The 12,678-nt window shown below is 71.9% G+C and carries 15 protein-coding genes and 1 tRNA gene; 14 read left to right on the top strand and 2 right to left on the bottom strand.

What is annotated here, in order from left to right; genetic code table 11:
- Positions 1–5 precede the first annotated feature (5 nt).
- Positions 6–1,421, bottom strand: a complete 1,416-nt coding sequence (locus Q9R13_RS09915; protein ID WP_310964963.1) for a xylulokinase — start codon at positions 1,419–1,421, stop codon at positions 6–8.
- 65 nt (positions 1,422–1,486) lie between these two features.
- Between Q9R13_RS09915 and Q9R13_RS09910 the strand changes: the two genes are divergently transcribed.
- The 14 genes from Q9R13_RS09910 to lepB all read left to right on the top strand — a co-directional run bounded on the left by Q9R13_RS09910 (position 1,487) and on the right by lepB (position 11,700).
- A complete protein-coding gene (locus tag Q9R13_RS09910; protein WP_310964962.1) occupies positions 1,487–2,161 on the top strand; it encodes a hypothetical protein in 675 nt (224 codons plus the stop codon).
- Positions 2,154–2,822, top strand: coding sequence for a MazG nucleotide pyrophosphohydrolase domain-containing protein (locus Q9R13_RS09905; protein ID WP_310964961.1), 669 nt, complete (start codon positions 2,154–2,156; stop codon positions 2,820–2,822). The genes Q9R13_RS09910 and Q9R13_RS09905 overlap by 8 nt, the downstream gene beginning before the upstream one ends.
- A 40-nt stretch (positions 2,823–2,862) precedes the next feature.
- Positions 2,863–3,540, top strand: coding sequence for a hypothetical protein (locus Q9R13_RS09900; RefSeq protein WP_310964960.1), 678 nt, complete (start codon positions 2,863–2,865; stop codon positions 3,538–3,540).
- Between the two features lie 9 nt (positions 3,541–3,549).
- Entirely contained in the window at positions 3,550–4,056 is a 507-nt protein-coding gene (locus Q9R13_RS09895; RefSeq protein WP_310964959.1) for a hypothetical protein, read from the top strand.
- A 142-nt stretch (positions 4,057–4,198) separates the two neighbouring features.
- The gene (gene eno, locus Q9R13_RS09890) at positions 4,199–5,476 is read left to right on the top strand and encodes a phosphopyruvate hydratase (protein ID WP_310964957.1); all 1,278 of its coding nucleotides are present in this window, start codon (positions 4,199–4,201) and stop codon (positions 5,474–5,476) included.
- Between the two features lie 4 nt (positions 5,477–5,480).
- Positions 5,481–6,059: an FtsB family cell division protein gene (locus Q9R13_RS09885; RefSeq protein ID WP_310964956.1), complete on the top strand. Its 579-nt coding sequence runs from the start codon at positions 5,481–5,483 to the stop codon at positions 6,057–6,059.
- Between the two features lie 7 nt (positions 6,060–6,066).
- Complete coding sequence (locus Q9R13_RS09880) at positions 6,067–6,594, top strand: DUF501 domain-containing protein (protein WP_310964955.1); 528 nt, start codon at positions 6,067–6,069, stop codon at positions 6,592–6,594.
- Positions 6,591–7,505, top strand: a complete 915-nt coding sequence (locus Q9R13_RS09875) for a Ppx/GppA phosphatase family protein (protein ID WP_310964954.1) — start codon at positions 6,591–6,593, stop codon at positions 7,503–7,505. Before Q9R13_RS09880 ends, Q9R13_RS09875 begins: the two co-directional genes overlap by 4 nt.
- Before the next feature lie 22 nt (positions 7,506–7,527).
- The gene (locus tag Q9R13_RS09870) at positions 7,528–8,628 is read left to right on the top strand and encodes a YihY/virulence factor BrkB family protein (RefSeq protein WP_310964952.1); all 1,101 of its coding nucleotides are present in this window, start codon (positions 7,528–7,530) and stop codon (positions 8,626–8,628) included.
- A gap of 9 nt (positions 8,629–8,637) precedes the next feature.
- Positions 8,638–9,546, top strand: coding sequence for a dihydropteroate synthase (locus Q9R13_RS09865; RefSeq protein ID WP_310964951.1), 909 nt, complete (start codon positions 8,638–8,640; stop codon positions 9,544–9,546).
- Between the two features lie 20 nt (positions 9,547–9,566).
- On the top strand, positions 9,567–10,418 hold the full coding sequence (locus tag Q9R13_RS09860; protein WP_310964950.1) for a uracil-DNA glycosylase: 852 nt from the start codon (positions 9,567–9,569) through the stop codon (positions 10,416–10,418).
- Complete coding sequence (locus Q9R13_RS09855; RefSeq protein ID WP_310964949.1) at positions 10,415–10,801, top strand: peptide deformylase; 387 nt, start codon at positions 10,415–10,417, stop codon at positions 10,799–10,801. The genes Q9R13_RS09860 and Q9R13_RS09855 overlap by 4 nt, the downstream gene beginning before the upstream one ends.
- A 38-nt stretch (positions 10,802–10,839) precedes the next feature.
- Positions 10,840–10,913 (top strand) — tRNA-Leu (locus tag Q9R13_RS09850).
- Between the two features lie 64 nt (positions 10,914–10,977).
- Positions 10,978–11,700 (top strand): signal peptidase I, encoded by a 723-nt coding sequence (lepB, locus tag Q9R13_RS09845; protein WP_310964948.1) that lies wholly within the window; start codon positions 10,978–10,980, stop codon positions 11,698–11,700.
- Between the two features lie 5 nt (positions 11,701–11,705).
- Here the strand turns inward: lepB and Q9R13_RS09840 are convergent, their stop codons facing one another.
- Entirely contained in the window at positions 11,706–12,338 is a 633-nt protein-coding gene (locus tag Q9R13_RS09840; RefSeq protein ID WP_310964947.1) for a hypothetical protein, read from the bottom strand.
- Positions 12,339–12,678: the final 340 nt, after the last annotated feature.

Raw genomic sequence — 12,678 nt, 5'->3', positions numbered from 1 at the left:
CCGCCTCAGGCCTCGGAGGAGCCGGCCACCAGGTCGGCCGCCAACCGCTCTGTGACCTCGCGGTAGCGGGCGACCACGTCCGGGCGGTGCTCGCCGTGACGGATCTCGCTGCCCCCGACCTGCCAGCGTGGCAGTACGCCGGTCAGCGTCCAGGCCGCCTGCCGGGCGGCACCGTCGGCGACGTACTCACCCGGCGCCGGCACCACGACCGGCAGCCCGAACATCGTCGGCGCGATCTCGCGGACGGCCGGTGAGCGGGCGCCGCCTCCCACCAGCAGGACCCGCTCCACCGGCACCCCCTGCGCACGGATGTAGTCGGCACCGACCACCAGGGAGCACAGCAGCCCTTCGACCGCTGCCCGAGCCAGGTGGGCAGGGGTGGTGTTGTCCACGCCGAGGCCGTGCACCGACGCTCGGGCGGTCGGCAGGTCGGGTGAGCGCTCGCCCGCGAACCACGGCGCGAGGACGAGGCCGTCCGCGCCGGCCGGCGCGCTGAGCGCGAGGTCCGACAGCGTGTCGAGGTCGACGCCGAGCAGTCGGGCGACCCGGGCCAGCACCGGGGCTCCGTTCAGCGTGCAGACCAGTGGCAGCTGCCGTCCGGTGGCGTCGGCGAATCCGGCGACGTAGCCATCCGGGTCGGCCGTGGGGACCTCGGACACCGCGCTGACCACGCCCGACGTCCCGAGCGAGACCACCAGGTCACCCGGGCCCGCGTCGAGGGCGAGAGCGGCTGCCGCGTTGTCGCCGGTGCCGGGCCCCAGCACCGCTCCGGCCGGCGTGTGCCCCGCCGTCTCGGCCGGGGCGAGGACCCGGGGGACCAGCGGAGCCCGGTTGCGGAAGGCCAGCTCGAGGAGGTCGGTGCGATAGCGCTCCTCGCGTGCCGAGAAGTAGCCCGTCCCGCTCGCATCGCCCCGGTCGGTGGTCAGTGCGGCGATCCCCGGCGCTCCCGCGAGCCGCCACGTGAGCCAGTCGTGGGGAAGGCACACCGCGGCGGTCGCGTCGGCGTGCCTCGGCTCCTCGTCGGCGACCCAGCGGAGCTTGGTCGCGGTCACCGCGGCGACCGGGATCACGCCCACCGCGTCGGCCCAGGCGTGCGCGCCACCCAGCTCGTCGACCAGCCGGGCCGCCTGGGCCGCGGAGCGTGTGTCGTTCCAGAGCAGGGCGTCGCGCACCACGTCGCCGTCCTCGTTCAGCAGCACCATGCCGTGCTGCTGGGCACCGACCGAGACGGCGGCGACGTCGTCGAAGCCGCCGGCACGCCGGGCGGCCTCCTCGAGCGCGCCCCACCAGGCTCGGGGGTCCACCTCGGTGCCGTCCGGGTGTGGTGCCGAGCCCGTGCGGACCAGTGCGCCGTCGTCCGCTTCCCGTACGACGACCTTGCACGACTGGGTCGACGAGTCGATCCCGGCCACCAACGTCATGACCCCGACCGTAGTCCCGCGGCCCCGTGACCCCGCTCACAAGGCCGCTGCGTACCATGCTGGGCGTGAAGACGAGACTGCTCCCGATGGCCGGTGCCGCGCTCGCGCTGGTCGCACTCAGCGGGTGTGCCCAGTCCAGCCAGACGGCCGCACAGGTGGGGTCCCAGACCATCTCGACCAGCGACCTCCACCTGATGACCCAGGCGCTGTGCACCGAGCAGCGGCACGCGACCGGGGCGTCCGCGCAGCCCCCCAGCGCGATCTCGACGGTCTCCAACTCCGCTCTCGGCGCGCTCATCGAGAGCGCGATCGACCGGCGGTACGGCGACCAGCACGCGGTGAGCTACGACAAGCTCACCCTCGCCCAGGAGGTGAACCGGCTCGATCCGTTGATCTCCGAGCTGCCCGCGGCCGATCAGGCCCGCACCCGTCAGCTGATCAGCGATCTCTTCCGGGGGCAGATGCAGGTCTACCAGGCAGCGACGGCGCAGGTCCGTGCGTCCGGGCAGGCGCCCACCCAGCAGCTGGTGCAGCAGCAGGTCGGTGCGATCGAGTCCGCGACCGCCAAGAAGGTCGACATCACGGTCAACCCGCAGTACGACACGTCCGGGCCCGGTCACGGCGGCGACGGCCACGGCTCCCTCTCGCGCGCCGTCTCGAGCGACGCGAAGAACTCCGTCAGCGCCCAGCCCGACGCGAGTTGGGTGGCGAACCTGCCCGCCGGCCAGAAGTGTGGCTGAGCAGCCCGCTCCCGACGAGCCCGGGACGTTCGGGGAGTGCACCACGACCCCCGCACTGCTCGAGCTGGTTCCGATCATCGCCCGACTGCGCCGTGAGTGCGCTTGGAAGGCTGCCCAGACCCATCGCAGCCTGACCCGCTATCTCCTGGAGGAGGCGCACGAGGCGGTCGACGCGATCGACGTCGGCGATCCAGCGCGGGTCCAAGACGAGCTCGGCGACGTGCTGCTGCAGGTGTATCTGCACGCGGCGATCGCCGCGGAGTCGGGCGAGTTCGACATCGAGGACGTCGCCGCGGGCCTGCGCGACAAGATGATCCGCCGCAACCCGCACGTCTTCGGCGACGAGGTCGAGGACGATCCGGCCCGGATCAACGAGCGCTGGCAGCAGATCAAGGCGAGCGAGCGGCGGCACGGCGCTGGCGGGCCGGGCCCCGATACGGACCTGGGGACGGGCATCCCGCAGGACCTGCCCGTACTGCTGCGCGCGCTGAAGATGCTCGAGCGGCTGGATCGGTCCGGCGCTCGCGCGCCCGATCCGGTCGACGACGCCGACTTCGGTGCCCGGCTGCTCGGCCTCGTCGACGAGGCCCGTCGAGCCGGTGTCGACCCCGAGCAGGCCTTGCGCGACACTTTGCGTGAGGTGACCGGTCCGACCCGCTGAGGGCGCCGGACCGCGGGAGCGAGTGGGGCGAGGCAGGACCATGCACGCGCGCAACGTGGCGGGTGACGCGGCGAGGTTCCCCGCGGCCGTCGTAGCGCTGTTCGCACTCGTGTCGGTCCTGGCTGCGGGGTGCGCCGCGTCCGCCCACGACCAGATCGAACCGCACGTCGTCGAGCGGACCACCGTGATGCGTGCTGCCGCGACGCTTCCGGTCCTCCCGCACGGGAGGTCGTCGTACCGCCATGACCGGATGGTCAGTGTCGAGGGCGGCCGAATCCACCTCGGCCGCCGCGTCATCAGCGTCGCCCCGCTCCGGGCCGACGAGGCCGTGGCCACCCGGGGCGGCACCTTCTTCCTCAATGACGGCGAGCTCTGGTTCACCGCCGCCGGAAGGGCTCGGTCAACCGGGTTCGAGCACGTCACGCACGTGGTCGCGTCGCCCGATGGGGTCTTCCTCGGCTTCGTGGACCGCAACCATGGACCCCGGCTGAGCGGCGATGACCCGGTCGCGGCCGTGGTCGTGGTCGACACCAGGACCGGGAAGGTGTTGCTCCGGTCGTACGCCGGCATGGGTACCGCGGATGGCCGGGTGCGGGAGCGCTACGCACAGACCACTCCCACCGCCCTCAGCTTCCGCGGTGACGCCCTGCTCGCGAGGACGTCGTCCGGGCGTTGGCGCTACCCCCTCGACGGGTCCCGGCCCTCGCCGACCGGCTAGGTTGCCCGCATGCACCGCCGCCCGAGACCCTGCCCGGCCCGACCCGGAGCCGTGCCAGCCAACGCGGTCGTGGTGCTGGCCGGCAGCCTGGTCGCGGTCGCCGCGCTCGCCGGCTGCGGAGGCACCCGGTCGGAGCCGACCACGATCAAGTCGCACCAGTTCTCCTGCACGGACCAGGCCCTGGCGCAACGCACGGCGCTGCGACGACTGATCGCCGGCAAGGTCGACGCGATCATCGGTCGGCCACGGCTGACCGATTACTGCTCGGGAGGCATGGACGCGGGGGTCGAGCTCCACCTCCGCGGTGTCACCGCGGACGTCGCCGATGGCGTCGCTGCGGCGTTGCACTGCGACCAGGCGACCCACGCCCGGGTGGCACTGGGCCGGCAGACGAGCTACCGCTGCCACGTCGGCGGGATGTGGCTCGAGGTCCGTCTGGTGCAGTACCTCCCGCCGAAGGACCCTCACGGCCCGCAGGTCCTCCTCGACGCAGCCCTGGTGGCGCCCCCCGGCTGAGCCCGGCCGTTCCGTCGGGCCCGGACAGGACGTCGGATGTGCCGTGCCGACGTCTCGTGCCTCCACGGGATCGGCCCCCTGCTTGGTTAGGCTGAACCGCAGCACCGCCTGCCCCGCACCGCACCCTCCGGAGGAGCCGAACTTGGCCGCCATCGAGTCCGTCCACGCCCGCGAGATCCTCGACTCCCGGGGCAACCCGACGGTCGAGGTCGAGGTCCTGCTCGAGGACGGCGCGTTCGGTCGCGCGGCGGTGCCCTCGGGCGCCTCCACCGGGGCGTTCGAGGCGGTGGAGCTGCGCGACGGCGGCGACCGCTACCAGGGCAAGGGCGTTCAGGACGCGGTCGGCGCGGTGGTCAACCGGATCGGACCGGCCGTCGAGGACGAGGATGCCGCCGACCAGCGGGCGATCGACCAGATCATGCTGGACCTCGACGGCACGCCCAACAAGGCGACGCTGGGCGCGAACGCCATCCTCGGCGTCTCGCTGGCCGTAGCCCGTGCCGCTGCCGAGTCCGCGAGCTTGCCGCTCTACCGGTACGTCGGCGGCCCCAACGCCCACCTGCTCCCGGTGCCGATGATGAACATCCTCAACGGCGGTTCGCACGCCGACTCCAACGTGGACATCCAGGAGTTCATGATCGCGCCCGTGGGCGCGGCCACCTTCGCGGAGGCGCTCCAGCAGGGCGCCGAGGTCTACCACGCGCTGAAGGCGGTGCTCAAGCAGAAGGGCCTGGGCACCGGTCTCGGCGACGAGGGCGGCTTCGCCCCGAACCTCGAGAGCAACCGGGCGGCGCTGGACCTGATCGCCGAGGCGATCACCAGTGCGGGGCTCAGGGTCGGCGACGACATCGCGCTGGCCCTCGACGTGGCCGCCAGCGAGTTCTTCTCCTCCGGGAGCTACCGGTTCGAGGGAGCCGCCCGGAGCGCGGCCGAGATGAGCGCCTACTACGCGGACCTGGTCTCGGCGTACCCCATCGTGAGCATCGAGGACCCGCTCGACGAGGACGACTGGGAGGGCTGGAAGACGATCACCGGCGAGCTCGGGGGACGGGTGCAGATCGTCGGCGACGACCTGTTCGTCACCAACGTCGAGCGGCTCCAGCGTGGGATCGACGGCGGTCAGGCGAACGCCCTGCTGGTCAAGGTCAACCAGATCGGCTCGTTGACCGAGACCCTCGACTCCGTCGAGCTCGCCCACCGCAATGGCTACCGCTGCATGATGAGCCACCGCTCCGGCGAGACCGAGGACACCACGATCGCCGACCTCGCGGTCGCGGTGAACTGTGGGCAGATCAAGACCGGTGCCCCGGCCCGCTCCGAGCGGGTCGCCAAGTACAACCAGCTGCTGCGCATCGAGGAGGAGCTCGGCGACGCCGCCAGGTACGCCGGCCGGTCCGCCTTCCCGAGGTTCGGAGGCTGAGGCGTTGCCCGCACCGCGTCGTACCCCTCCGCGCAGCAGCAGCCGGTCCCGCGCCGGTCGGATCGCTGCGCCGCGGACCCGACCCGGCGGGCGAGGCACCGCCCGGGCGCGCGTCGACGCCCCGGGGTCGCAGCGGCGGGCGCGGTTCACCAACCGGATGGCGGTGCTGGTCATCGTCTTCGCCGTGCTGGTCGTCTCCTACGCCTCGTCACTTCGTGCCTTCTGGCAGCAGCGTTCCGACATCGACGGACTGACCGCGCAGATCGCCAGCTCCCGGGCGCGCATCGGAGAGATGAAGCAGGAGGTGCGGCGCTGGCACGAGAAGTCGTACGTCGAGCAGCAGGCCCGCGCTCGCTTCGGCTGGGTCCTTCCCGGCGAGACCGCCTACCAGGTGATCGGCACTGACGGGAAGCCGCTGCGCGGAACCGACGAGCTGAGCGCCCCACTGGTCCGGCCGGCGAAGCCGACGGCCTGGTGGACCACCGCGTACGCGACCCTCGAGACCGCCGACCATCCGCCCAGGCCCGGTGACCGGCCGGGTCCGATCACCAAGATCGTGCCGCCGCGCTCGACGGGTCAGTGAGCCGACGATGACTGCGCTCGACGAGACGGACCGAGTGGCCGTGTACGCGCAGCTGGGGCGGCCGCCGCGGTCGATCCACGCCGTCGGGCACCGCTGCCCGTGCGGCAACCCCGATGTGGTGACGACCGAGCCGCGGCTCGACGACGGCACGCCGTTCCCGACGACCTTCTACCTGACCTGCCCGCGCGCGGCCTCGCTGATCGGCACGCTGGAGGCCTCCGGGCTGATGCGTGAGATGACCGAGCGGCTGGCCGAGGACGATGCGCTGGCCGCGGCGTACGCCGAGGCGCACCGCCGCTACCTCGCCGCCCGGAACGAGATTGCCGAGGTGCCGGAGATCGCCGGGGTCTCGGCAGGCGGCATGCCCGACCGGGTCAAGTGCCTGCATGCCCTGGCCGGGCAGTCGCTGGTCGAGGGGCCCGGGGTGAACCCGCTGGGCGACGAGGTGCTCGCCTCGCTGGGGAGCTGGTGGGCGAAGGGCCCATGCGTCCCCCCGCCCTCCTCCGCCGGCGATGCATCGGTGGTGGCCCGATGACTCGGGTGGCCGCGTTCGACTGCGGCACCAACTCCCTGCGGCTGCTGGTCGCGGACCTGGATCCCGCGGCCGGTCGGGCTCGGGAGCTCGCCCGCGAGATGCGGATCGTCCGGCTCGGGGAGGGTGTCGACCGCACCGGACGGATCTCCGACGTGGCGATGGGGCGGGTCCTGGCGGCCGTCGACGACTTCGTCGCGATCGCTCGCAAGCACGACGTCGAACGGGTGCGCTTCTGTGCCACGTCGGCGGCTCGTGACGCGGAGAACGCCGAGAGCTTCATGGCGGGCGTGCGCTCCCGGGTGGGGGTCGCTCCCGAGGTGCTCACCGGCGAGGAGGAGGCCCGGCTGTCCTTCACCGGCGCGGTCCGGTCGATGCCCGGCTCGCTGAAGTCGCCGTACCTCGTCGTCGACATCGGTGGTGGGTCGACCGAGCTGATCCTCGGCGAGCAGGCCGTCCAGCAGGCGGCGTCCCTGGACATCGGCTCGGTCCGGATCACCGAGCGGCACCTGCACTCCTCGCCGCCCACCCGCGAGCAGGTCGCGGCGGCGATCGCGGACATCGACGCAGTGCTGGACACCGTCGAGATCGACCTGGCCTCGGCCGGGTCGGTGATCGGGGTGGCCGGCACGGTCACCACGGTGGCCGCCGGGGCACTGCGGCTGCGCAGCTACGAGCGGGACCTGATCCACCACTCCGTGATCGACGTGGCGTCCGTGCAGGGCACCGTGACGCTGCTGCTCGCGATGGGCCAGCAGGAGCGCCGGGCCCAGGGCTACATGCACCCGGGCCGTGCCGACGTGATCGGCGGCGGCGGGCTGATCCTCGCCAGGCTGCTGCGGCGTACGTCGGTCTACTCGATCCTCGTCTCCGAGCAGGACATCCTCGACGGCATCGCATGGTCGATGTCATGACGCACCACGGAGGTACATCGCAATGACGACCACGACCGACACGACCCCATCGGAGAGCGCCACGATGCAGTCCCAGGACGACGATGCGGTGGAGGGCCAGGAGACCGACTTCGGCCAGGACGAGAGCTTCGACCGGCGCTCGGTCTGGTACGTGCTGCGCAAGACCGTCCGCGAGTTCGCCGACGACCGGTGCACCGACCTCGCCGCGGCGCTCACCTACTTCTCGGTGCTGGCGATCTTCCCGGCGACCCTCGCGCTGCTCTCACTCCTGGGTGTCTTCGGGCAGGGCGACAAGTCGCTGAACGTGGTCCTCAAGGTGATCTCGCCGCTGGTGTCCGCCTCGACGCTGCAGAACATCCAGGGGCCATTGGAGCGGCTCGCCAACTCCGAGGCCGCCGGCTGGACGCTGGTGGTCGGGCTGGTGGGTGCGCTGTGGTCCGCCTCGGCGTACGTCGGTGCCTTCGGTCGCGCGATGAACCGGATCTACGAGGTGGAGGAGGGCCGACCCTTCTGGCGGCTGCGCCCGATGAACCTGCTGGTCACGCTGGCCTCCGTCGTGCTCTGTGCCGTGGCACTGGTGATCCTGGTGGTCTCCGGCCGGCTGGCCACCGCGATCGGCGACCAGATCGGGCTCGGCGACCAGGCGGTGACCGCTTGGAGCTACGCCAAGTGGCCGGTGCTGGCGTTGGTGGTCGTCGCCGTCGTGGCGATCCTCTACCACTTCACCCCGAACGTGAGAACGCCGAAGCTCCGCGTGCTCTCGGTCGGGGCCTTCGTCGCGATCCTCGTCTGGATCGCGGCGTCGGTGGGCTTCGCGTTCTACGTCGCGAACTTCTCCTCCTACGACAAGACCTACGGCTCCGTGGCGGGTGTGGTGATCGCGCTGCTCTGGCTGTGGCTGACCAACCTGGCGCTGCTGTTCGGCGCCGAGCTGGACACCGAGCTCGAGCGTGCGCGCGAGCTGCACCGCGGGCTGGCGGCCGAGGAGCAGTTGCAGCTGCCGATGCGCAGTGAGCGTGGCATCGTCCGGGCGGCTGCTCGGCGCGAGAAGGACGCCGCCCGCGGACGGGCGATCCGCGAGGCCCGCGTGGGTGCCGGCGACCCCACGGACCGGCCCTTCTAGAGTCCCCTTGTGATCTCGTTGCGGGCACTGGCCCGACTCGCACAAGAGCATGGGCCCGACCTCGACCTGCCGGTCGCCCCGTTCCGGGTCGGCGATCGACTCGTCGACACCGACGCCGAACCCGTGCTGATGGGCACGGTGAACCTCTCACCGGACTCGACCTACCGCGAGAGTGTGGCGCTCTCCACGGAGTCGGCCATCCGCAAGGCCCGGGTCCAGATCGCGCAGGGCGCCCACCTGGTCGACATCGGCGCGGAGTCCAGCACCCTGCGCGCGGCACGGGTCGAGCCCTCGCACCAGGCCGCAGCGCTGGTCCCCGTCATCGAGGCGCTGGCCGCGGAGGGGATCGTCGTCTCGGTCGAGGCGTACGACGTCGACGTGGTCGAGGCCGGACTGAAGGCCGGTGCCCGGGTGGTGAACCTGACCGGCTCCGCCGACGACGAGGCGGTCTTCGAGACGGTCGCCCGGCACGGCGCGAGCCTGGTCCTGTGCCAGGTCACCGGCGCCAACGTCCGCGAGGTCGTCGACGCCCCCGTCGCCTCCGATCCGTTCCCGAGCATGCTCGACCACTTCGGGCCTCGGATCGAGCTCGCCCGGCGCCGCGGGGTCGAGCATCTGGCCGTCGACCCGGGGCTCGGGTTCTACTACGGAAACCTGACCGAGCCGATGGTGCGGTTGCGCTACCAGACCTCGGTCATCCTCTCCACGTTCCGGCTGCGCCGGCTCGGCCTGCCGGTCTGCCACGCCCTGCCGCACGCCTTCATGCTCTTCGAGGACGAGTTCCGCACGGCCGAGTCGTTCTTCGCGGTGCTCGCCGCGCTCGGCGGCACCGGCGTCCTGCGTACCCACGAGGTCCCTCGTGTCCGCGCGGTCATCGACGCCCTGACCCGCCTCGACGTCGTGCCGACCGCTCGGTGACCGGAGGGGGTGGACGGTCCGTGGACGAGCCCGCCGCGCCGCTGCCGCACCCGCTGACGGGACAGCAGTTCACCAGCCCGGTGCCGCCCGGGACCGGGTGGCCGGACGACCCGGCCGACGCGACCACGCCGGTGGCACGGTCCGCGGCCGACGTGGCCCGGCTGGCCCGCATCGACGACCTCGACGCGCTCGACGCCCGGGTCTCGGTCTGCGCGGCCTGTCCCCGGCTGGTGCGGTGGCGCGAGGACGTCGCACGCACCAAGCGGGCGTCGTACGCCGGCGAGCCCTACTGGGGCCGTCCGATCGCGGGCTGGGGCGCCCCGCGGCCCGGCGTACTCGTGATGGGGCTGGCTCCCGCGGCCAACGGCGGGAACCGGACCGGCCGGATCTTCACCGGCGACCGCTCCGGCGACTGGCTGTTCGCCTCGCTGCACCGGATCGGCCTGGCCAGCGGACCCACGTCCACCCACGCCGGCGACGGTCAGCGGCTGCTGGGTGCCCGGATGCTGGCTGCGGTGCGGTGCGCCCCGCCCGACAACCGTCCGACCACGGCCGAGCGCGACACCTGTGCGCCGTGGGCGAACCGGGAGGTGGAGCTGGTCGTCGACTCGGTGCGCGCCGTGGTGTGCCTCGGGGGGTTCGGTTGGGACGCCGCGCTACGGGCGTTGCGTGCGGTCGGGTTCGAGATTCCCCGGCCCAAGCCGCGCTTCGGGCACGGCGTCGAGGTGTCGCTGTCGCGAGGCTCGCAGACGCTCACCCTGCTCGGCTGCTACCACCCCTCCCAGCAGAACACCTTCACCGGCCGGCTGACCGAGGAGATGATCGACGCCGTGCTCGGCCGCGCCGCAGAGCTGGGGGGATCGACCGGATGAGCCAGCTCGCCATCACCGTCTTCGGGCACGACCTGGTGGCGACGTCACAGCGGATCTTCTGCGTCGACGTCTCGCAGCACCCGAGAGCCCGCGACCACCACGGCGCCTTCGTGCTCGGCAACGCCGAGATCGTCCGCGGCACCCGGAACGAGAAGGCCCGCGAGGGATGCATGAGCGTGCCCGACCTCACCGGCGACGTGAGGCGCTCCAGCAGGCTCGTCGTCCGTGGACAGCTGCCCGGAGGAGTCGAGACCGTCACCCTCGAGGCGGAGGCCCTCGAGGCGCGTGCACGACAGCACGAGATCGACCACTGCGACGGGTTGCTGTTCCTGGACCGGTTGGCCGGCGCGCACGCGGACTTTCCGCGCAAGACCTACCTGTGACCCAGGGCCGCGCCCCGATCGGCAAGACTGTGCCCAGCGCCCCGGTATCCCAATCGGCAGAGGAGGTCGCCTTAAAAGCGACTCAGTGTGGGTTCGACCCCCACCCGGGGCACCTCCCGACGCCCATGACCGTGGGCCGTCGCCGGCTTCGTGGCGGCGCGGGCTAGCCTCACTGCGTGACCCATGCCGACGCGCCCTTCCCCAGCAAGCCGGCCAGGGAGAAGAAGCAGAAGAAGCCGCTTCCGTTGTGGATGGAGACCATCCTGCTGCTGGTGATCGCGCTGGTGCTCGCGGTCGTGATCAAGTCGTTCTTCGTCCAGGCGTTCTACATCCCGTCGCCGTCGATGGAGCCGCAGTTCATCAAGAACGACCGGATCCTGGTGGAGAAGCCGTCGTACTGGGGGAGCGGAACGCCTCAGCGTGGCGACATCGTGGTCTTCAAGGACCCGGGTGGGTGGCTGCCGGCCGAGGAGGACGGCACGCCGTCGAACAGTCTGACCGAGGCGTTGTCCGCGATCGGTCTCTATCCCGCCGGCGGCCACCTGGTGAAGCGGGTGATCGGCATCGGTGGGGACCGGGTCGACTGCCCGGGTGCGGCCGGCCCCCTGGAGGTCAATGGCCACCCGCTGCACGAGCGCTCCTATCTCCCGAAGGGGACGCGCCCCTGCGCGCTGTACGGCGCCTTCCACATCCGGGTCCCGCAGGGCGACCTGTGGGTGATGGGCGACAACCGTGGTGACTCGGCCGACTCACGGGCGCACATGGGCGATCCCGGCGGCGGGTTCGTGCCCGACGACCTCGTCGTCGGCAAGGTCTTCGCGCTCGTGTGGCCTCCGAGTCGTGCCGAGCTCATCCATCGTCCCGCGGACTTCACGAACCTCTCCGCCCACCAGGGATAAGCCGATCAGCCTGCGCGGTCCTCGGGACCGTTGGGCAGGAACTGGGCGGCGATCTGCGGCCACGCGCCGTCGATCACCGACGCCACGTCGATGCGCTGAGCCCGACGGACATGGGGCTTCTCGAGCTCGCGCTGGACGAACCGGAGCAGGAACCGGCGCAGCTCCGAGTCCATCCCGGACACCTTCTGCAGCACCGTCGAGCGCCGGGTCTCGCCACGGATGGTGATCTCGAGGTCCTCTGCCGTCGGAGGGTCGATGTCCCACAGGATCGTCAGCGGCTCGACGGTCCGCATCACCACCCGCAGCGGCACGACGACCTCGGCGTGGAAGCGGTGGGAGTCCACCCGCAGGTCGAGGTCGAAGTCGACCTCGACCGGTACCAGCACGCGATAGCCCACCTCCGGGCCGTCGAGGGGCTCGCCGGTGCAGGGCAGGAAGGAACCGGTCGCGGTGATCTGGGCGACCTTGCGACCCGGACCCGCGCCTATCGGGCCGAGCGCGAACTCGGTGCCCAGGATCCGGTCGATCGACTCCAGCACCCGCTCGAGGTGCAGCACCCGACGGAGGAACTCCTCCCCGAAGGCCTCCACGGGGAGCACGGCGTCCGTGGGGTGCTCGTCGGCTGCGGGTCCACTCACTCGACAGATCATGCACGTACGGCGCGCGGCAGCGTGCGTCGGGCCGAAAGGTGACGGAATTGTCGGAAGCCAGTAACCAATCTGGGGGAGAACTCGTTCCCGTTCTCGTGAGGATCCGGGTGCTGGCCGTGGTCGGTGTGCTGGTCGTGGGCGCGCAGCTCGCGCGTGCCGAGGCCGGCGCCGGCACGAACCCCGCTCCTGCGCCGCCCCAGCACCCCACGCACAGCCAGCCGTACCCGTCGGGAACGAGCGTGGCCACGGATTCGTTGCACAGATGACGCCCCGATAGAGTCGGGGTGGTCAGGCGACCGCCACCGTGGGCGGATCGTTCCGGCCTCCA

This window comes from Nocardioides marmorisolisilvae (genome assembly GCF_031656915.1).
In the GTDB taxonomy this organism is placed as follows: Bacteria; Actinomycetota; Actinomycetes; order Propionibacteriales; family Nocardioidaceae; genus Marmoricola; species Marmoricola terrisoli.
Note: the sequence above shows the minus strand (reverse complement) of the source record. Positions and strands in the feature narration are given on the sequence as shown.

Coding starts and splice junctions, on each gene's coding strand:
- Q9R13_RS09915 (WP_310964963.1), bottom strand. CDS start 1,421: ATGACGTTGGTGGCCGGGATCGACTCGTCGACCCAGTCGTGCAAGGTC.
- Q9R13_RS09900 (WP_310964960.1), top strand. CDS start 2,863: ATGCACGCGCGCAACGTGGCGGGTGACGCGGCGAGGTTCCCCGCGGCC.
- Q9R13_RS09895 (WP_310964959.1), top strand. CDS start 3,550: ATGCACCGCCGCCCGAGACCCTGCCCGGCCCGACCCGGAGCCGTGCCA.
- Q9R13_RS09880 (WP_310964955.1), top strand. CDS start 6,067: ATGACTGCGCTCGACGAGACGGACCGAGTGGCCGTGTACGCGCAGCTG.
- Q9R13_RS09875 (WP_310964954.1), top strand. CDS start 6,591: ATGACTCGGGTGGCCGCGTTCGACTGCGGCACCAACTCCCTGCGGCTG.
- Q9R13_RS09870 (WP_310964952.1), top strand. CDS start 7,528: ATGACGACCACGACCGACACGACCCCATCGGAGAGCGCCACGATGCAG.
- Q9R13_RS09855 (WP_310964949.1), top strand. CDS start 10,415: ATGAGCCAGCTCGCCATCACCGTCTTCGGGCACGACCTGGTGGCGACG.